Source organism: Vibrio profundi, assembly GCF_043642225.1.
Lineage (GTDB): Bacteria > Pseudomonadota > Gammaproteobacteria > Enterobacterales > Vibrionaceae > Vibrio > Vibrio profundi_A.
The window spans coordinates 556,609-576,201 of the sequence record NZ_JBHZSF010000002.1; the positions used below are offsets into that span (position 1 = coordinate 556,609).

At 43.5% G+C, this 19,593-nt stretch carries 15 protein-coding genes; 4 read left to right on the top strand and 11 right to left on the bottom strand.

The features are described 5' to 3' along the window. Nucleotides 1-444 precede the first annotated feature (444 nt). The 6 genes from ACHUFI_RS06035 to ACHUFI_RS06060 form a co-directional block, all read right to left on the bottom strand. The gene (locus ACHUFI_RS06035; RefSeq protein WP_394247437.1) at nucleotides 445-1,557 is read right to left on the bottom strand and encodes an ABC transporter ATP-binding protein; all 1,113 of its coding nucleotides are present in this window, start codon (nucleotides 1,555-1,557) and stop codon (nucleotides 445-447) included. A gap of 5 nt (nucleotides 1,558-1,562) precedes the next feature. Next, complete coding sequence (locus ACHUFI_RS06040; protein ID WP_394247438.1) at nucleotides 1,563-2,420, bottom strand: carbohydrate ABC transporter permease; 858 nt, start codon at nucleotides 2,418-2,420, stop codon at nucleotides 1,563-1,565. Continuing rightward, nucleotides 2,417-3,352, bottom strand: coding sequence for a carbohydrate ABC transporter permease (locus ACHUFI_RS06045; RefSeq protein WP_394247439.1), 936 nt, complete (start codon nucleotides 3,350-3,352; stop codon nucleotides 2,417-2,419). The genes ACHUFI_RS06040 and ACHUFI_RS06045 overlap by 4 nt, the downstream gene beginning before the upstream one ends. Before the next feature lie 274 nt (nucleotides 3,353-3,626). Continuing rightward, nucleotides 3,627-4,874: an ABC transporter substrate-binding protein gene (locus ACHUFI_RS06050; protein WP_394247440.1), complete on the bottom strand. Its 1,248-nt coding sequence runs from the start codon at nucleotides 4,872-4,874 to the stop codon at nucleotides 3,627-3,629. A gap of 111 nt (nucleotides 4,875-4,985) precedes the next feature. Continuing rightward, complete coding sequence (locus tag ACHUFI_RS06055; RefSeq protein WP_394247441.1) at nucleotides 4,986-6,434, bottom strand: ATP-binding protein; 1,449 nt, start codon at nucleotides 6,432-6,434, stop codon at nucleotides 4,986-4,988. A 20-nt stretch (nucleotides 6,435-6,454) separates the two neighbouring features. Further along, nucleotides 6,455-7,183, bottom strand: coding sequence for a response regulator (locus ACHUFI_RS06060; RefSeq protein WP_394247442.1), 729 nt, complete (start codon nucleotides 7,181-7,183; stop codon nucleotides 6,455-6,457). A gap of 206 nt (nucleotides 7,184-7,389) precedes the next feature. On the opposite strand from ACHUFI_RS06060, the gene ACHUFI_RS06065 reads away from it, so the two are divergent. Continuing rightward, a complete protein-coding gene (locus tag ACHUFI_RS06065; RefSeq protein WP_394247443.1) occupies nucleotides 7,390-8,391 on the top strand; it encodes an ABC transporter substrate-binding protein in 1,002 nt (333 codons plus the stop codon). Between the two features lie 5 nt (nucleotides 8,392-8,396). After that, nucleotides 8,397-11,540 (top strand): response regulator, encoded by a 3,144-nt coding sequence (locus ACHUFI_RS06070; RefSeq protein ID WP_394247444.1) that lies wholly within the window; start codon nucleotides 8,397-8,399, stop codon nucleotides 11,538-11,540. A 7-nt stretch (nucleotides 11,541-11,547) separates the two neighbouring features. Here ACHUFI_RS06070 and ACHUFI_RS06075 read toward each other — a convergent pair whose 3' ends face one another. Together ACHUFI_RS06075 and ACHUFI_RS06080 are read right to left on the bottom strand one after the other, a co-directional pair. Beyond that, nucleotides 11,548-13,005 carry a protein adenylyltransferase SelO gene (locus ACHUFI_RS06075; RefSeq protein ID WP_394247445.1) on the bottom strand — a complete coding sequence of 486 codons (1,458 nt, stop codon included), beginning with the start codon at nucleotides 13,003-13,005 and terminating at the stop codon, nucleotides 11,548-11,550. Nucleotides 13,006-13,369: 364 nt separating this feature from the next. Next, entirely contained in the window at nucleotides 13,370-14,011 is a 642-nt protein-coding gene (locus tag ACHUFI_RS06080; protein ID WP_394247446.1) for a LysE family translocator, read from the bottom strand. Between the two features lie 279 nt (nucleotides 14,012-14,290). Here ACHUFI_RS06080 and ACHUFI_RS06085 point away from each other — a divergent pair, with 279 nt between their 5' ends. Then, nucleotides 14,291-15,070, top strand: coding sequence for a substrate-binding periplasmic protein (locus ACHUFI_RS06085; protein ID WP_394247447.1), 780 nt, complete (start codon nucleotides 14,291-14,293; stop codon nucleotides 15,068-15,070). 116 nt (nucleotides 15,071-15,186) lie between these two features. On the opposite strand, the gene ACHUFI_RS06090 is transcribed toward ACHUFI_RS06085, so the two are convergent. Then, nucleotides 15,187-15,615 carry a DUF3010 family protein gene (locus ACHUFI_RS06090; RefSeq protein WP_394247448.1) on the bottom strand — a complete coding sequence of 143 codons (429 nt, stop codon included), beginning with the start codon at nucleotides 15,613-15,615 and terminating at the stop codon, nucleotides 15,187-15,189. 245 nt (nucleotides 15,616-15,860) lie between these two features. Between ACHUFI_RS06090 and ACHUFI_RS06095 the strand changes: the two genes are divergently transcribed. Next, nucleotides 15,861-16,835 (top strand): GGDEF domain-containing protein, encoded by a 975-nt coding sequence (locus ACHUFI_RS06095; RefSeq protein ID WP_394247449.1) that lies wholly within the window; start codon nucleotides 15,861-15,863, stop codon nucleotides 16,833-16,835. Between the two features lie 35 nt (nucleotides 16,836-16,870). Here the strand turns inward: ACHUFI_RS06095 and ACHUFI_RS06100 are convergent, their stop codons facing one another. Further along, nucleotides 16,871-17,281, bottom strand: a complete 411-nt coding sequence (locus tag ACHUFI_RS06100; RefSeq protein ID WP_394247543.1) for a bifunctional diaminohydroxyphosphoribosylaminopyrimidine deaminase/5-amino-6-(5-phosphoribosylamino)uracil reductase RibD — start codon at nucleotides 17,279-17,281, stop codon at nucleotides 16,871-16,873. 152 nt (nucleotides 17,282-17,433) lie between these two features. Next, nucleotides 17,434-19,593 carry a putative bifunctional diguanylate cyclase/phosphodiesterase gene (locus ACHUFI_RS06105; protein ID WP_394247450.1) on the bottom strand — a complete coding sequence of 720 codons (2,160 nt, stop codon included), beginning with the start codon at nucleotides 19,591-19,593 and terminating at the stop codon, nucleotides 17,434-17,436.

Sequence of the window (19,593 nt, forward strand, 5' to 3'; positions counted from 1 at the left end):
TACCAAGCCAACTCGCGCCATAAAAAATAACCAATAAATAACAACCACTTAACACGATCGATGTAAGATATTGATTTTTAGGTCGTTTAAAATGGGTGGGAAATGACACATTAAAATTGACCGAATGAGTGCAATTCCACTCATTCATTCAAACTAGTTATAAGACTTACTCTTAGGAAACAGGAGGAGAATGGCGCATGGAAGGAGGTTATACGTCATTCCCCTACTCAGTTTTTTGGTATTACAAGCGAAGAGTCAGTTCTTTAGGGGTAGATACTGAATGTCCCGGCTCTGAAATAAGTATAGCCACTCCCGGTTAGGGAGATGCCACTATTGATACAATTGACATTAAATTGACAATTGAACGTTTCGGACAAAAGAAAACCCATGCTCTAACAGCATGGGTTTAATACTAAACACTAATAATACAAATCACCCTGCGCTTTAAAAGTCGATTCGTGCTTCAGTTTTTGCATCAAAAAATACCGCTTTGGAGAGATCAAAGTGCAATGGAGCCATTTGACCGACAGAAGCTTCAAACTCTGGAGACAAGCGACAAGCAACCTCTTGTTCATTCACTTTGACCATTGCGATCGTATCTGGGCCGGTAGGCTCCAACACCTCGAGCTTGAGATCCAGTAGGGTTGAAGCAGACGTATCTTCACTTTGCTGCTCACTGATGTGCTCAGGCCTTAGTCCAATCACCACTTCTTTCCCATCTTGCTCCCTCATGCTCTTTGGCAATCGAATGTGGTGTTCTTGATCTGCCGTGCCCGTGACTTTAATGATCGGGTTTTGTTCATCATCTAAATCCACCATTGTTTTGATGAAATTCATTGAAGGAGACCCCATAAACCCTGCGACAAACATGTTGTTTGGCTTGCTGTAAATCTCCTGAGGCGTACCCAACTGCTGCAATTCTCCGTCCTTCATTACCGCTATTCGGTCGGCCAAGGTCATCGCTTCAATCTGGTCGTGAGTCACGTAGACGATTGTGGTATTCAGCTGTTGGTGTAAACGCTTAATTTGATGGCGCATCTCTACACGGAGTTTGGCATCCAAATTCGATAATGGTTCGTCAAACAAATACAGCTTAGGTCGACGAGCAAGTGCACGCCCCATCGCCACACGTTGGCGCTGCCCCCCTGATAGCTGTGACGGTTTGCGATCCAACAAGTGATCAATCTGAAGCATTTCTGCCACTCGGTTAACCTCGGCATCAATTTGCTCTTGAGGCATCTTGCGGATCTTCAAACCAAAAGCGATATTGCCACGTACCGTCATGTTTGGATAAAGCGCATACGATTGGAATACCATGGCAATGTCGCGGTCTTTTGGCTCAACCTGAGCAACGTCAACGCCATCGATAACAATCTCGCCGGAGCTAATGTTCTCTAACCCTGCGATAGTGTTCATTAGTGTGGATTTTCCACACCCCGAAGGGCCGACCAATATTAAAAATTCCCCCGAATCAATACTGATGTCGATACCCTTAAGCGTTTCGTTGTCCGCGTTACGGTAGGTTTTACGGATCTGTTTTAAATCTAGTGTTGCCATGATAATTATCCTTTTACTGATCCTGCCGTTAGGCCACGAACAAAATATTTTCCTGCGAATACATAAACAAGTAACGTTGGTAATGCGGCGATGATCGCCGCTGCCATGTCCACGTTGTACTCTTTCACACCAGTACTGGTGTTCACCAAGTTATTTAATGCCACGGTAATAGGTTGAGTTTCTGACCCTGAATACACCACGCCAAACAAGAAGTCGTTCCAGATTGCGGTGAACTGCCAGATCACGGTCACCATGATGATTGGCGTTGAGATCGGGAGCAAAATCTTAAAGAAAATCGTAAAGAACCCAGCTCCGTCTAACTTCGCTGCTTTTACTAACTCATCAGGAATCGAAATATAAAAGTTACGGAAAAACAGCGTGGTAAAAGCCATCCCATAAATAACGTGAACAATAATCAAGCCTATCGTGGTGTTGGCTAGCCCCATTTTCCCAAGCATGGTCGCCATAGGTAGCAACACCACTTGAAATGGGATGAAGCAACCAAACAGCAGCAGGCTAAAGAACAAGTTAGAACCTCTGAATTGCCATTTAGTCACGACATAACCGTTGAATGCTCCCAGTAAGGTTGAGATAGCAACCGCAGGAATCACCATTTGAAAAGAGTTCCAAAAGTAACCTTTCACACCTTCACATTTTACGCCGGTACAAGCGCTATCCCACGCTTTATACCAAGCATCAAACACCCACTCTTTCGGTAAGCTCATCAAGTTGCCCGCTTTGATATCTGGTAGCGTTTTGAATGAGGTAATCACCATCACAAACAAAGGCATCAGATAAACAAGACAGAAGAACAATAGTGCTGAGTAGATAAACAAACGAGCAAAGTTAATGTTATTCATCATGACTTCTTCTCCCTTAGTTCTGAGTAAAGGTAAGGCACTAAAATCGCTAGAATGCCTGCTAACATCATCATGGCACTGGCTGCGCCTAATCCTATTTGCCCTCGGGTAAAGGAGTGCGCGTACATAAATAATGCAGGTAAATCAGAGGAATAACCGGGCCCACCAGCCGTCATCGCTGTGACAAGGTCGAAGCTCTTAATCGCAATGTGCGAGGTAATAATCACAGCACTAAACACAACTGGACGTAAGCAAGGCAAAATGATTTTTAGATAAATGGTGGGTAAATTTGCTCCGTCTATTTGTGCCGCTTTAATGATGGAAGAATCGATACCACGTAGTCCCGCTAAGAACATCGCCATCACAAAGCCCGACGACTGCCACACAGCTGCAATCACTAAGGTGTAAACCGACAATTCTGAATCCACTAACCAATCGAATTTGAAATCCGTGAATCCCCAATCCTGCATCAGTTTTTCGATCCCCAAACCAGGGTTTAAAATCCATTTCCACGCCGTACCCGTCACAATGAATGACAGCGCCATCGGGTAAAGGTAGATAGTTCGGATCGCCCCTTCCTGGCGAATATTCTGGTCTAGTAGAACCGCAAGGCCGACACCAAGCAGTATCGCTATCGCCATAAACAGCAGGCCAAACAAACCTAAGTTGGTAATGGACGTGATCCAGCGATCATTCTCCATCAACTTTTCGTACTGAGCGAAACCTACAAAATTGAAGCTAGGTAGGAAACGAGAGTTAGTCATTGAAAGTGCAGCTGTCCAAAATATGTATCCGTAAATACACACCACAGTCACTAACGCTGTCGGCGCTAATACTATTTTCGGAAGCCAGTTTTGTAGCTTGTCAGCAAAGCTAGGTTTCGGTGCGACCTTCTTTGCTGAATTGCCTTTTGAGCGAGTTAAAGCATGCTCCATAACAAGTCCTTGTAACGCAATCTCATCTCTATTAAGTGCTTATCCTGATTTAAAATCAGATACGCTTAACAGAACATCTCACATCTTTTAAATATGCCTGAGACTTCAGTTTCCACGACGTGGCTGAAGTTCAGGTCATAAATTAGGTAAAGGGCGAGTAGGCTCCCCACGAGCCTACCCACCCTGGGGGTTAAGGCTCGCTAACCTTCCCTCAGTAAGATGAGGGAAGTGATAACGAGTCGCTAACTAACATTAATTAGTTAGGGGAAGCGCTTTAGATTGCAGCTTTAACCGCTTTCGCCAGTTTTGCAGCCGCTTGTTGAGGGTCAGCATTCTTCTCGTTAAAGAAGTTGGTCACCACATCGTAAATCGCACCTTGTGCGTAACTTGTCGTTGCTAAGCCGTGAGCCATACTAGGGACAAGATCACCCGTGCCGGCACTGGCTTTAAACGTCGCCATTGAATCAAGCGCACATTGGTCAAACTTAGACATGTCCATATCAAGACGTACTGGGATAGAGCCTTTGTTTAGGTTAAAGACTTCTTGGAAATCTTTAGTAAGAATGGTTTGCGCTAGATCTTGTTGCGCTTTTTGGTTCGAAGAACCGTTTAGCTCAAAGAAAGCAAAGCTATCAATGTTGAAGGTAAACTGTCCGTTAGTACCCGGCGCTGGTGCACAGATGTAATCTTTACCCGGTACTTTACCTGCAGCGGTAAATTCACCTTTCGCCCAGTCACCCATGATTTGCATTGCGGCTTCACCATTGATAACCATTGAGGTTGCCACGTTCCAATCACGGCCTGGAGAGTTGCTGTCAATGTAGTCACGCATCTTCTTGAACTTAGTGAACACTTCTACCATCTTGTCACCAGATAGCACGCTCATGTCTAGCTCAACAAAGGCCTTGTTGTAATCTTCACTGCCAAGCACATCAAGCGCTACCGCTTCAAATACCGTCGCGTCTTGCCAAGGTTGACCGCCATGCGCCAACGGTACGTAACCCGCCGCTTTGATTTTGTCAGCCGCAACAAAGAATTCATCTAAAGTGGTTGGAACGGTTACGCCTGACTTTTTCAATACTTCTGGGTTTGCCCACAGCCAGTTAACGCGGTGAACGTTGACAGGAACCGCGACGTACTCGTCATCCCACTTCATCACTTTCGTCACTACTGAAGGTAGGATTTCATCCCAGTTTTCTTTTTTAGCGGTTGAATCTAATGAAGTTAAGAAACCAAGACCGCCCCATTCTTGAATGTCGTGACCTTTGATTTGCGCTGCAGAAGGCGGGTTGCCTGAAACCGCACGTGTTTTAAGTACTGTCATCGCACTTTCACCGCCACCACCAGCAACAGCAAAGTCTTTCCAAGAGTGACCTTGGTCTTCCAGCATGCCTTTAAGAACAGCAGCGGATTTAGCTTCACCACCCGCCGTCCACCAGTGAAGTACTTCGACTTCTCCAGCATGTGCGATTGAGGTGGCAGTAAGCAAAGATAGGGTAAGTAGGGTTTTCTTAATATTCATTATTATCTTCCATGTCTAGCGGACCTTTTCGTCCGGTTCACTAGAGAGTCTACTTACTCTGACTTATGAGATTGAAACAAAAAGTAAGCACAATGTAACAAGCTTGTTACACTAAACCTCTAAGCCTTTAGGAATAAAGACTCGTGCTTCTAATCCACCTTGTGGCAGATTACGAATAATGAGATCTCCACCATGTCCGTGCAGGATATTTCGACAAATACCAAGCCCTAAACCGTGCCCATCATTATCTTTTGCTAAGCGATAGTAAGGTTCAAATACCCATTCAAGCTTCTCTTCAGGAATGCCCTCACCTTGATCCACTATGCTCACTTCTACCCATTCTTCACCCACTTCCAACGTGACCGTCGCACAATGTCCATATTTCACCGCATTGTCGATTAGGTTAGTGAGGACTCTTTTCATCGCCAAGGGTTTCGCCACAATCGGGTCGCCAAGCTCAGCATTAAAAGTCACATTTTGCTTATGTTGGTTATGGGACTCAATGACCGAAAAAATCATGTCATTCAAATCGATATACGCATTATTTTCATGTAAGTCCGTCTCTCGGACACATTGCAGCGCCCCTTTTACCATCATCTCTAGTTCGTCTAAATCTTTGTTGAACTTCGCGCGCTTTTCATCACTCTCGAGCAGCTCTGCTCGAAGCCTTAAACGGGTAATAGGAGTCTTTAAATCATGTGATATTGCGGAAAATAGATGCTCTCTGTCTGAAACATAGCGGCGTATTCGTTGCTGCATTCGATTGAAAGCACGAGTGGCGGTTACAAGTTCTGTCGCCCCTTCTTCATTCAATGCAGGCTGTTCGATATCCATACTCATTTCATTGGCCGCTTTCGCCAGGCTTTTTAAAGGTCGAACTTGGCGACGGATCATAAAGTAGGTCAGCACCAACAAAATCGAGGTCGAGAAAAAGATAAATAGAATTTGCTCACGACCAATGATGGTGTCATCAAGCTTGACGTATGGCGCTGGCAACAAAGCCGCAATATAGACCCACTCATTGGAAGCGAGTTGAATCTGAACCACAAGAATTGGCGGGTTGATTGGTTCTAACGTCAAGGTATGGTGTGCCCAAGATTTGGGTAAGTCGCTCAAGTAAATATCATTTTTCAAGAGTCGCAAATGTTCGGGACGAGAGAAATCAACCGAAATGGACTCCACTTTATTCAGTTTGTCATGAAGTACAGAATAAACTTCCTCAACTGAGGCTCGTTTTAAACGGGTTTCTGGAATGGGTTCAACAATGAGCTGCTCTTTATTGAAGGAAACGAAAAATCGCGTTCCGCCCATATTTCGAATTTGATCGAGCACGATATGCCGGTATTTCACGGGTAACGATTGGAAAAAAGTCACTGTCGACGCAAACATGTTTGCCATGCTTGAAGAAGCCGCACGAATCCCTTCTAGCTCTTTATTTTTGGATTCACTGTACCAAATTGCCGTTGCAATGCCTTGAGCAATCACTACCGCGAGCAATGTGAGCAATAACGTTCGCGCCACCAGTGAGTTGGGCTTTAGTTTTCTAAATAGCCATCTCATATTGAGTCCTTACCTCACCATTAATGTTCATAGCTAACAGGGACAGCCAAGATGTAGCCATTACCTCGCATGGTTTTTATGTATTGAGGATATTTACCACTGTCACCTAGCCTTTGTCTCAATCGACTCAGCTGAACATCAATACCGCGCTCAAATGGCAAGGCTTCTCGGCCTCTAGTCGCAAAGGAAATGGTGTCACGATCCAGCACTTCATTCGGACGATTGAGAAACAGCATTAACAGTGAAAAGTCACTGCCTGAAAGATCAAAATTTTTATCGGTTTCTTGATGGGTTAACCGGTGAGCTAAAGTGTCTAAACGCCAGTCACCAAAAACAATATGTTTAGGTAACGCATCACTTGGTTTCTCTTCCACGACATGCACTCTACGAAGTAAAGCTTTGATACGCGCCATTAATTGACGGGGACTAAATGGCTTAGCGATGTAATCATCGGCGCCAATTTCTAGTCCAATGATTTGATCCGTTTCATCAGAAACCGCCGTCAGCATGATGATTGGAACATTAGAATGCTTTCGCACCTTTTGACATAAGGTAAAACCATCGTCTCCCGGTAACATCACGTCCAATAGCATCAAATCAGGATAGCCTTCACGTTCAATATGCTTTTCTAGTGCGATTCCATCTTCAACGGATGACACTCTAAAACCAGATTTACTTAAATATTCTTCTAGCAGCTCGCGGATTTCAGAATCATCATCCACCACCAAAATGTGAGTACTACCCTGCATTATTATTCGCCTCTTACATTCACTGCGCTCATAGTAAAGCTTAACTTATGTGGTTTGTTATTGATGATTTTATTAAATTTGACCAACTAACAAATTATGATCACAAAAAAATAACACTTAACTACACTGGAAGAAGAGCTTAGTAAAAGTCGGACATTGATGTTTGTGTAAATCACATCAGGAGCGTTAAATTCGCTAGGGTTAATATGGAAACAGACAAATTAAGTAGGTATGCCCCTTCTCGAGCTAGCCTATCGATTTATATGATCATGGCTCTATTGGTTTGTTTTTTAGTTCACTCACCTGCTTCTTCCGCCTCTCCACCGTATAAAATTGGTTTAGCTTTATGGACGGGTTATCCGACAAGCCTTGAAGGCTTCAAAGAGGGTTTGCGCGAAGGCGGGCTAGATCTTCAATCCGATGTCGTATTCATTGAAGGTGATATATCAAGCAATAAAGAATCCCAACGTGCGGCAGCAGAGAACTTTAAAAACAAGTCGGTCGACTTAGTCTACTCTTTGACAACCCCTGGCACCGTTATCGTCAAAGAGACCTTACCTTCAACCACACCCATCGTTTTTTCGATTGTCACCTACCCCGCTGATTCAGGGCTAATAGAATCTTTTGAATACTCAGGCAATAACCTAGTTGGCACGAGCAACTACATCCCTTTAGAACACTACATCTCTCTCGTTGATCAGTTAGTTCCGAATATCCAATCAGCAGCCATCTTTCATCGTCAGGGAGAGCCTAACTCCAAGATACAAGCCAGTAATTTGATTCGATTGTTAGAACGACAAGGGATAAAAGTCCAAGATGTCACCGCAACCGATATTGCAGATCTTAAACGTCAAGCCTCTGCGCTAAAAGGACGCGTCGACCTGTTTATTACCACGACAGACACCTTGCTTCAAAATGGCGGAGAAACCGCGCTGATCGAACTATCTCGAGAGTTCAAGATACCCATTTTAAGTTCTAATAAAATAGGCATTCAGCAAGGTTCCACGTTTGGGCCCGTGGCTGATTTTTATGTACTGGGTAAAATATCTGGCCAGCTCGCGGCAAAGATTTTACTCGATAATGTTGAGCCGCGATTCTTAGAATCTTCTTTACAGCCTACGCCACTGTTTCTCATTAATCGTTCAAGTGTTGAACAACTCAACCTACCCGCCCCAACACAAAAAGAAAACTTCCAGTGGCATGAGTAAACAAAATGAAAATAGTGCCTAAGCTACTCATTCTTATCTCTACCGCGACGACTTTAATTATGTCGGCGATCGGGTATGGCGCTTACAATATTGCTCAAAAATCCATAGAAAGAACCGTCGACCAGCAACTAGAAGGAACATTAGAACTTGTTGAAAGTGTGATTGAAGAATACAACGAAAAGCTTATTTCTATCGCCGATATCACAGCCAAAAACCGGAACACTAGGAAAGCTCTGGATAAGGGAATCAACCGTGGTGTAAGCCAAGGGCTCAACGAAATCGCCAATACCTACGCGAATATTAATTACATTTTAGTGCTCGATTACGATGGTAAGATTTTTTCAACTTCAACGACTTCAAGTTCAGGTAAAAACTTCTCCGGAGAAACGCTATTAATGGAGGATCTAGAGCATTGGCCTCTATTCGCTAATACTCTGCGTGATCGGGCTTATTTAAGTGAACCTCACCCTGACCCATTTTTACCGCAGCTGAGTTATGAAACGCTCTCACAATGGACATCTTCTCCCATTCGATTTAGAGATCAACTCATTGGTTGGGTTATCATTTCGACTCAGTGGGACGAAGCGTATCGAGACCTTATGCAAAGGTCGATGACGAAATTAGCAGAAGCTTCTTATCCCATTGTCGGAATGAAGTTGATCCCTACCGAATTACCCTCACAATATTTAGAAACACGCCATTTAACCGGCCACCACCCACTGCTTTCAAAACGCAAAGACCTGTCTATTGGACTCGGGACTCTCCAATTGGAGCTCTCTTTTGACCAGCACGAAACCTACAGCACTCTCAACGCCATGCTTTTATCTATCACCTACGTGATCATCGTTGGCGGAATCATTTTAAGTGGCGCACTCTTTCTTGCGCTCAGGAAACAATTAGTAACCCCGTTCACTCAATTAGTCTCTGACATAAAACATATTGACGAACAGAATCTCAATACCCAGTTGCCAATACACAAAGTGGATGAATTTGGCCAAATGGCAAGTTCAATCAACGAACTCACACAAAAGCTTAGCAAGTCGATGATTTCTGTCTCTTTACTTGATGAAGAAGTGAAGCAAAAAGAAGCGTTGATGATGACGCAACAGATGCTCAGTAATAAAATGTCGGCGATTTTGGACACCGCCGCCGACGGTATAATCACGATAGATACCCAAGCCAACATTCTCACTTTTAACCAAGCTGCCCAACGGATCTTCGGTTATCAAGAACACGAAATGCTCGGTAGCCCCGTCAACGTATTGATGGATACTCAAGACGCCATCAATCACGACTCGCATATGAATCGCTACATGACGACAGGTAAAGCGAAAATTATCGGTCACATAAGAGAAAACGGTACCCTAGGGAGAGAGCTGAATGGAAAACGAAAAAATGGCGAAATATTCCCAATAGTGTTGTCGATCGCTAGAGTAGATACAACCAATGGGACTATTTTCTCAGGGATCGTTAAAGACATCACTCATGCTAAAAAAATTGAATCATCGCTCATTAAAGCCAAAGAAGATGCCGAACAGGCAGCGATAGCCAAAAGTGAATTTTTAGCGGTAATGAGCCATGAGATTCGTACTCCTATGAACGGCGTCATTGGGATGCTCGAGCTGCTGATGGAAAATAACCTAAACAAAAGTCAAATCCACCAAGCCTACTTGGCCCATAACAGTGCCGTCTCATTACTTAATTTAATCAACGATATTCTTGATTTTTCAAAAATTGAAGCCGACAAGCTAGAACTGGAAGAACAGCATTTTAATTTGAGAAAAATGCTCGGTGATCTCGCAGAATCACTCGCCACCCAAATCGACCATGAAAACCTAGAATTGATCTTAGATACCATTGGCGTGACGGAATCTACGGTACTCGGAGATGCAACCCGTATAAGGCAGATCTTCGCCAACTTGCTTTCCAACGCACTGAAATTTACCCAAGATGGCGAAATCATCATTAAAGTTGAGTTACTTCCAGAAGATAAAAATCACTGGCGTATTATGGGCCAAATTATTGATACTGGAATTGGCATCCCAAAAGATAAAATCGAGCACTTGTTCGATAAATTCAGCCAAGTCGACGCCTCAACCACACGCCGCTACGGAGGAACAGGGCTTGGTTTGGCCATCGTCAAACGGCTCTGTCAGCTCATGCATGGAGATGTGCTGGTAGAAAGTGAAGAAGGAAAAGGCAGTACTTTCACATTTGAAGTCATTGTCGCTAGATCATCCGAATCTGTTCAAGTGCTGCCAACCACGGACATCAGCCAGCTAGCTATACTAGTGGTCGATGACAACGCGATTAACCGAGAGGTGCTCAGGGCTCAATTAGAAGTTTGGGGAGCTCAAGTTATCGAAGCGAATGGTTGCGACTCAGCCATTCAAGCTTGCCAGAGCTTTATTGACACACATAATAAAATGTTCGATATCGCTTTTTTAGATATGCAGATGCCCGACGCTGACGGTATTGAGCTCTGTAAAAAACTTAAAGCCGACGAGAACACCAAGTCCATCGATTTAATTATGATGACTTCCATGGACTCAATTGCCAATCAAGACTTATTCAAACAAGTCGGCTTTAGTGGCTATTTCCCGAAACCCGCAACGACGTCAGACCTATTTGACGCTCTCAATGTGATTGCGAGTAAGAATTTTTCTACCAACGACAATTTGGTTACGCCCAATTACCTTTCAACATTGGGCCCTAGACAAACAGAAAAAATCGATATGAGCGTCCCTGAAGGTTTGAATATATTGGTAGTGGAAGACAATAGAATCAATCAGATTGTCATGGAAGGCCTACTCCAAAAAGTGGGCGCATCAGTCACTATTGCAGAACATGGGCAACATGCTCTCGATATATTGAAGAGCCAACATGACTTTCACCTCATTCTCATGGACTGCCAGATGCCAGTCATGGATGGCTATCAAGCCACCCGAGAGATTAGGGACGGAACATCTGGCGAGAAGTACCAAGATATCCCAATCATTGCAATGACAGCTAATGCGATGACTGGTGATAGAGAAGCCTGTTTGAAAGCAGGCATGAATGATTACCTGACTAAGCCCATTAACAAAGAGCATGTACTAGCAATGATCGCGCAGTGGAGTATGAAAGCTTCACCCTCCACACACGAATAAAAGCCTCTTATGAAGAACAGCTGATTTCCATTTCTTTCCCCCATTCGGGTGGAAGATTCGCGTAACTCTCAAATTCAGAGTGCTCATCAAAAGGCGAAGCTAGAAGCTTCATCAATATATCTATTTCACTGAAATCGCCACCTTGCGCTTTTTCAATCGCATTTTGTGCGAGATAGTTTCGCAATATATATTTAGGGTTCACTTTTCTCATCGCACTACAGCGCTGCTCAGCGGTCGTGCTCTCTTCTTCACTGCGAACCAAATATTGATCTATCCACATCGCAGCGGCTGGTCTATCCAAGAATAAATCCACCACACTCTGTTTATCTCGAGTATCTAAGTCAGACAAAGCACGGAAAAATCGAGTGTAATCCACACGGCTTTGAGACATCAGCTCAAACATCGAATCGAACAGCTTTCCATCACCAGGCAGCTTTCGAGTAAGGCCGAGTTTACGGCGCATGATTTGACTGAAATAGCCATTCATTTGAGGCTCGTACTGCTCTAATGCGGCTTCTAGGTCGTCTTTGTCAATGAGAGTCGACAATGAATGCGCCAAAGCAGATAAGTTCCATAAGCCGATTCTTGGCTGCTGATTAAACGCATAACGGCCTTGATAATCCGAGTGATTACAAATCAGTTGAGTGTTGTAATCATCGAGGAATGCAAACGGACCATAATCAAAGGTTTGGCCAAGAATCGACATATTGTCAGTGTTCATCACACCATGTGCAAAGCCATAGGCTTGCCACAAAGCGATCATTTCAGCGGTTCTATCGACTATCGTATTGAACATGCACGCATAAGGCTTGTCGCTGTCTTTACACTCGGGGAAATGCCACTCAATGACTTTATCCGCTAGCAATTTTTGTTCAGCTAACTGATTGGTATAGAAAAAGTGTTCAAAATGACCAAAGCGAATATGCGACTCAGTGACTCGTAGTAGTAATGCCCCTGTTTCTTGAGTTTCACGAAATACGGGAGTGTCACTTCCCATCATCGCCAGTGCGCGTGTGGTTGGGATATTTAGCCCAGCCATCGCCTCACTACATAGATACTCACGAATCGTTGAACGTAGCACCGCTCTTCCATCCCCCATTCGCGAGTAAGGCGTTTTACCCGCCCCTTTTAAATGCAAATCAACGGTTGTGCCTAACTTAGTGTCAATCTGAGCCAACAACAGGCCTCGGCCATCACCCAAATCAGGGTTGTATGCGCCAAACTGATGGCCCGCATATTTCATTGCAATTGGGTCGAATTGGTCTGGAACTTGTGCTCCAGATAAACCACTTAATAACTCAGGATAAAGTTCTGGGTTTTCCGGAAAACCGAGTTCACAAGCTAACGGTGTATTCCAGCTGAGCCAGTGAACAGCGCTAAGAGGGGTAGGATTAACCTCGCTGTAGAAAGCCGCTGGAAAAGAATAAAATCGATTATTGAATGAAAGGGAATCCCAAATAGACATGAATAATACGCGCTAGAAAAACATAGCTTGATCGTATCACAATTTCGCAACAAGTGAGGAGTGTGCTGACGGGCCAAGTCAGGTAACTGAAGTAAATATGAAAAGCTTGGACCCGAAAATAGACTAAATGGAACTAAGTGAAAGGCTGTTAAAACTGCATGAACGCTAGGATGCTCACCAATGACCCCATTGAGAAAAGCCATGTTCTACCGATTACGCCGAAATTACTGTGTTGAATCATTTCTTGATGCTGCATTCTTTTCTCCCTGAGAATGTTAATTAGTTATTACAATATAACGATCGGCATACGGAAGAGAAAGCACATTAGTGTTAACTTTTTATGACAGCATCAAGAAACTTTCATTTAGGCGCGAGACGTTGTAGAAAGCAGTGCCCCTGCACCAATAAAGACTCCACCCGTTACGCGGTTAAAAATCTTCGCTCTGCCCTTAGCAAAAAGCCAATTTGATGATTTCGCCCCAAGGTAGGCATACATTAACAACCATGACAGCTCCATCACAGCAAACGTAATGGCAAACACGACGTATTGAGAAAGAAGAGAAGCATTCGGGTCAATAAATTGCGGGAAAAGTGCAGTAAAAAAGAGAATCGCTTTCGGGTTACTCGAACCCACAATAAAACCACTGACAAAATGATTTATACGTGAACCTTTCGCATTTTCTTTCTTAGCAGAATGAACCGAATCCATATCGTAGTCCTGCTGGGTAGAACGAATCGCTTTAAAGCCCAAATAAATCAAATAGGCAGCACCCACCCACTTAATGACGCTAAATACCAACTCAGACGAAGCAATGATCATCCCAAGGCCAGTAAAGGATAACGACAAGATTCCAGTGATCGCTGTCAGACTCCCTAGTGCGGTAAATACCGATAACTTAAAGCCCGATTGAACCGCTTTGGTCATGCACAGTAAAGAGCTAGGCCCGGGCGACGCCGTCAGTACCAATACCGCTAGAAAGTAATAAACCCATGTATCTAAGCTCATTGTGAATCCTCCATAACTCACGAACAACAGATTAAAAAATGACCTTAGATACTGTGCTATTTATTCAAAATAATCAAATTTGTATTCCACTTGTTTAGTAATAATTATTGATAGATCGACTTTTTCCTTCGGGATAGCGCTCCGTAAACTCCAAATTGAACGATGAATTTTCCCTACCGACCTCGGCAAAATAAGCTCAAAAGAGCTCGTTCATCCATTAGACGGGAAGGCAATCATCAACTAGTTTTAAAGCTACTAACAAGAATTGTGGAGGTGAGTATGAGACGCGGATTCTCCTTAAGTAATCGACTCACAATAATGTTCAGCACCCTGCTATTCACTTGTTTTGCTACCGCTTCAGAGCAGCTGAACGATCTTACCTATTATACGGAAAGTTATCCCCCCGCTAACTTTGAGCAAGATGGGCAAATCACCGGCTATTCTGTCGACATATTGCATGCCGCAGCAAAAGCTGTAGGGCAACAAATTGACTCGTCTCAAATCCTGTTGCGCCCTTGGCCACGTTCTTACCGCTCAGTACTAACCACTGATAATACCGTTTTGTTTTCTACGACTCGCACTGAGCACCGTGAGCATTTATTTAACTGGGTTGGCCCTATTACTGATATCAAGGTTGTTGTACTCGCAAGAAAGTCCGACAACATCACAATTACCGATCCAATCGAGATGGGGAAATACAAAATCGGCGTCATTCGAGACGACATTGGAGAGCAGTCACTTCTAGAACTTGGTATCCCCCGAGACTCAATGCAAGAAACCACATCGGTGACTACGCTCGCCGAACAGCTATTAAAAGAGCGGATCGACCTACTCGCTTATGCCGAGAAAGCCGCATTTTGGTGGACTAGCCAAGCTGGGCTAGATTCCAGTGAATTTGAGGTTGTGTATGTCCTTAAACAAGGTGACCTTTACTTCGCTTTTAATAGAAACATAGACAGAACAGTGCTTAGAGAGCTCCAAAAAGGCTTGGACATCATTAAAACCAAAGATGAAAGTGGCAATAGCGTACTGGATGAGATCCTTCAACACTATCGGTAGACCCTTAGCTCAAGAAGGGATTCACCGGGAACTTTGAATGGAGGGTGTGAGTAAAAAGTAGCGTCTTAGAAGAGTAAAGGTCTGAAAGTTAACAACTCTCAGACCTAAAAGTAAGACTAGCCTCGGCTCATCAAACACGCATAAGCGGTAATGAACGCTTGCTCTTGGTATTGCTTCAAACCTGTTTCTTTAAATTGAACAGCTAACGGGTTTTTCTTTAAGCTTTCTTTAATTTCAGCAGGAGCGACAACCTTTACGTCTAACCCTTCAGATAATTGAATTGCAGCTTCTAGCTTAAAGCCAAAGCCACCACCCGCAAATTTACCTTTAGTTTGACGCTGACGAATCACAACTTTATCAACTTGGTAGTCTTCCATTAATTTCGCAAAAGAAAACTGGAAATCTCTCATTTGCTGAGTATCGTTTGCATCACTAATCGAAACTTTAGCCACTCGGCAATCTGGAATATTGAATACTCCGTTAGACAGCGAAAGCAGAGTAATGATCGCGTCATTACCTTTGATCTCAACACCACAAATTTTCATGTTATTACCTATTTATTTAATCACTGCGGATTATACGTCACTTTGCCAAGCAAGCTAAGGCTTAAATCCAAACAATAATACTAGATGTAATCCCCTTGCCCCCTCAAGTCACCATCTTCGGTCATAGACACTGACCCAAATAAACGTAATTCATAATTATCTGTTATGGGAATTTATAAATATGGAAAATGGGTTATATTGAGCTTTCTATTTCTAACGAGTAACTACAGGATGTAATTGTTCAAATGGAAAAGCTTAAGGAACATGTTCAGCTCGCACAATATCAGATGCGCATCATCGAGCTAGAAAGGGAAAATGAGCGACTCAAGCGGCAAAAGTATCGCCTTGAAGAAAAGCTCAATGCGGCTCTTGATGGTACGGGCCTATGCTTATGGGAACAACATATCCCAACAGGGAGCCTTACCATCTTCAATATGGAATGGGGCAAGATGCTTGGATTCAATCCCAATGAGTTAGAAGCCAACGTCGAAACCTGGAAGAGTAAACTCCACCCAGAAGAACGTGATGAAGTTATTGAAGCGTTTGAATCTCACGTCGCGGGAAAAAGCGATTCTTACCAAGCCGTCCATCGTATGCTTCATAAAGACGGCAGCCACAGTTGGGTATCAGACCGTGGACGAATTGTTGAATACAGCTTAGATGGAACGCCCCTTAGAATGATGGGGACGCATATCGATATCACGCAAGAAAAACGTTATGAGCTAGAATTAGCCAAACTCGCAAGTACCGATCCCTTGACTGGTTTAATGAACAGAGCCGCTTTAGAAACTCAATTCAACACACTTAAACCTTGTTCAGAAAGCTCCCAGTCGGCAATCATTTTCATTGATCTAGACAACTTTAAAGCAGTGAACGATCAACTCGGCCATAAATCGGGGGACACTCTATTAATACAAGTCGCTCGATGGCTCGAGCAAGAGTCCTCAAGTGGCGCTTATGTCTCCCGCCTAGGAGGAGATGAGTTTGTCATTCTAGTTCCCGATTCAACGCAAGCAAGACTTGCAGACTTAGCTCAACGCCTATTAAGCAAAGTAAAGCAACCAATTCGCCTAGAGAATGGCGAGGCAAATATTGGGTTTAGTATTGGGATAAGTCAATTTGAAGTAAGCGCCATCGATTTTGATACTATCTACGAACAAGCAGATAAAGCGATGTACCAAGTTAAGCATCAAGGAAAAAATAACTTCATCTTTTGTTAGTTATCTTTCAATAGTACGAACTTAGAACCTATACCTTAAGAATGCCCTAGGTAAGGCGACAGGAACGCTTTAACCGCCGACTCAGCCAGGCCTACTTCAACCCTTACGCCCGCTTCCTGCAAAATCGCGATACCTTTACCGCTGTTTCTTGGGTCTGGGTCGAGCATGGCGACAACCACATGCTCAATTCCCGATGCCACTAACGTTCGGGCGCAGGCTGGGGTTCGCCCTACAAAGGCGCAAGGCTCTAACGTGACATAAGCAGTGATCCCTTCCGTTGAACCAGACAACTTATTGAGCGCTTCCACTTCTGCATGGTTTCCCCCTATCGATTGGGTATAACCTTCTGACACCACCTTCCCGTTTGTTACCAACACACAACCGACCGGCGGGTTTGGTCGACAATGGGGTAACGCGTTTTTTGATAACTCTAAAGCTCGCAGCATAAAACGCTCAGACACAATTCACCTCTTTATCCGCAGTCAAACTCTGACATGGCAGTTTAACTGGTGTAGGCAAAGACTAAAATCTGATTTAAATATATTCTTCGAGCTCTCAGCCTATCAAAACTCAATAAAAACGTGCATTAAAGCACGATTTAGACGAGCATCTCTTGAATCGGTTCCTTCGCTAACGGGGCTATCTCCTCGTTGTTAAAGTATTTGACATTCAGTTGCTGCGCGGTAATCGGTTTATCAAAGTAATAACCTTGGCCAGTGTGGCAGCCGAGTTCCGATAAAATGTTTAAGTGCGCTTGAGTCTCAATCCCTTCGGCTATCGTATCGATATTAAGGCTCTTTGCTAATGCAAGAGTCGCTTTCACCAACTCTTTGTTTTTATTATTGGTATCGACGTCCTGAACAAACGACCTATCTATCTTTACACCATCAAAATTGAAATTCTGCAAATACGTTAAAGATGAGTAGCCAGTACCGAAATCGTCTAACCAAATCGAAACCCCTAGTTTTTGCAGCTCTACCAATACGTCGTTGGCCTTTTCTGTATCATCCAATAGCAAAGATTCGGTCACTTCCAATTGAATCTGGGCCGGAGATACATGATGTTTTTTGAACTGATTTTGAAAAATACCATACAGATCTTGTCGGTATATTTGGCGGGCTGACAAATTTAAAGCGAGCGTAAATTGATCGTCAACGAGCCCGGAATGAACCCAGTGAGCCAAGTCTTGAAACAAGCGTTCAATCAAGGCTTCACCGATAAGCAGTATAGAGTTAGACGCTTCAGCAATAGAAATAAACTCGTCAGGAAATATAATGCCACGTTGCGGGTGGTTCCAGCGAACCAGCGCTTCGGCCCCGACGATCTTTTGACTAGTGAGATCCATTTTAGGCTGATACCAAAGCTCAAATTGTTCGGTATTATAAACGGCGGTTTTCAGTTCTTTTTCGATCGCCATTCGATGAGCCACTCTTTTTCTCATTGCTTCATTAAACGTCACTGAGGTGTTCTTTCCTTTTGCTTTCGCCTCATACATTGCCATATCAGCATATTGGATGAAGCTTAGTGCATCCCCAGTAAATTCCGGGTAATGAGCAATACCAATGCTGCCACCAGCGTTAACAGAATCACTCTCTAACTGAATTGGCTGCTGCAAATTTTCTAGCATCAGATCCGATATCGCTTGATGACTGAGTTTCGGCGCATTCACTATGCAAACCAGAAATTCATCACCGCCGATACGAGACACCATATGCGGAAAAGTATTCTGCTGACCATCTTTAAACTGATGATAGTTAATAAATAAACGGTTTAATCGCTCAGCTATTTTGATTAGAAACTGATCGCCTTGCGCGTGTCCGTACGTATCGTTAACAGCTTTGAAACCATCAATGTCGATAAAGAATACTTGGAGCGAATGAGTACTCGATTTAGACAAATGAGCGTTCACAAAATCAGCAAATTTAGTGCGATTCGATAGTCCTGTTAATGCGTCGTGATAAGCCATGTATTTAATCGCTTCGGTTCGCTTATTAATTTTTTGGCTCATCTCGTTATAAGCACGTGATAGCTCACCAATCTCATCATTGCGCTCCTCATTAGGAAAGTTTTGATAATCATCGTTGCTAGCGCTTTTAAAGTGGTTGATAAGTAGATTAAGAGGTTTAGTCAGTGTATGAGCGAGATACCATATAAAACTCGCACCAATCGCCATTCCTACAATGGTTAATAACGCTTGTAAAAAAACAAAGTCACGTCGCTCCTCTTCACGAATTTTATGTATTGCCTCATGCTCTGCATCCAGATCTTTTTTAAGCTGGTCCATGCTAAGTTCCATGAACAGTGCGCCTTCGACCGAGCTCCCCGCTTGGATAGGAAAAACAAACTGTATGCGTTTATCTACTTGTTTCGTAATCACTTCTCGGCGAGTGATTGACTCTTGAATCAAAGATAATTGTGAATGTCGCTTACCAAAATCTGTCAGCGCTTCACTGCCATCGTGAAAAATAATACCGTCGACATTGGTTACGCTAAGAGAGCGAACTTCTTCAAGTGTTAACACTGGCTTGAGGAGCTTCAACGCCAATTCAAGGTTGAATGTGTATAGAGCATCAAACAAGTTTTCAGCTAATACATTGCCTAACGATATTCCGCGCCTGGATAACTGCTGATTTAAACTAATTTCCGTATTAGCGTGCAGTTGTTCAATCAGCTTAGTGTTTATCTCGTCATAAATATTTCGGTAGGCGAGGAAAAACATCAACGAAATAGCCAGTAAAATACTTGTACTGGCATACAT

Coding starts and splice junctions, on each gene's coding strand:
- ACHUFI_RS06035 (WP_394247437.1), bottom strand. CDS start 1,557: ATGGCAACACTAGATTTAAAACAGATCCGTAAAACCTACCGTAACGCG.
- ACHUFI_RS06040 (WP_394247438.1), bottom strand. CDS start 2,420: ATGATGAATAACATTAACTTTGCTCGTTTGTTTATCTACTCAGCACTA.
- ACHUFI_RS06045 (WP_394247439.1), bottom strand. CDS start 3,352: ATGGAGCATGCTTTAACTCGCTCAAAAGGCAATTCAGCAAAGAAGGTC.
- ACHUFI_RS06050 (WP_394247440.1), bottom strand. CDS start 4,874: ATGAATATTAAGAAAACCCTACTTACCCTATCTTTGCTTACTGCCACC.
- ACHUFI_RS06055 (WP_394247441.1), bottom strand. CDS start 6,434: ATGAGATGGCTATTTAGAAAACTAAAGCCCAACTCACTGGTGGCGCGA.
- ACHUFI_RS06060 (WP_394247442.1), bottom strand. CDS start 7,183: ATGCAGGGTAGTACTCACATTTTGGTGGTGGATGATGATTCTGAAATC.
- ACHUFI_RS06065 (WP_394247443.1), top strand. CDS start 7,390: ATGGAAACAGACAAATTAAGTAGGTATGCCCCTTCTCGAGCTAGCCTA.
- ACHUFI_RS06070 (WP_394247444.1), top strand. CDS start 8,397: ATGAAAATAGTGCCTAAGCTACTCATTCTTATCTCTACCGCGACGACT.
- ACHUFI_RS06075 (WP_394247445.1), bottom strand. CDS start 13,005: ATGTCTATTTGGGATTCCCTTTCATTCAATAATCGATTTTATTCTTTT.
- ACHUFI_RS06080 (WP_394247446.1), bottom strand. CDS start 14,011: ATGAGCTTAGATACATGGGTTTATTACTTTCTAGCGGTATTGGTACTG.
- ACHUFI_RS06085 (WP_394247447.1), top strand. CDS start 14,291: ATGAGACGCGGATTCTCCTTAAGTAATCGACTCACAATAATGTTCAGC.
- ACHUFI_RS06090 (WP_394247448.1), bottom strand. CDS start 15,615: ATGAAAATTTGTGGTGTTGAGATCAAAGGTAATGACGCGATCATTACT.
- ACHUFI_RS06095 (WP_394247449.1), top strand. CDS start 15,861: ATGGAAAAGCTTAAGGAACATGTTCAGCTCGCACAATATCAGATGCGC.
- ACHUFI_RS06100 (WP_394247543.1), bottom strand. CDS start 17,281: ATGCTGCGAGCTTTAGAGTTATCAAAAAACGCGTTACCCCATTGTCGA.
- ACHUFI_RS06105 (WP_394247450.1), bottom strand. CDS start 19,593: ATGTATGCCAGTACAAGTATTTTACTGGCTATTTCGTTGATGTTTTTC.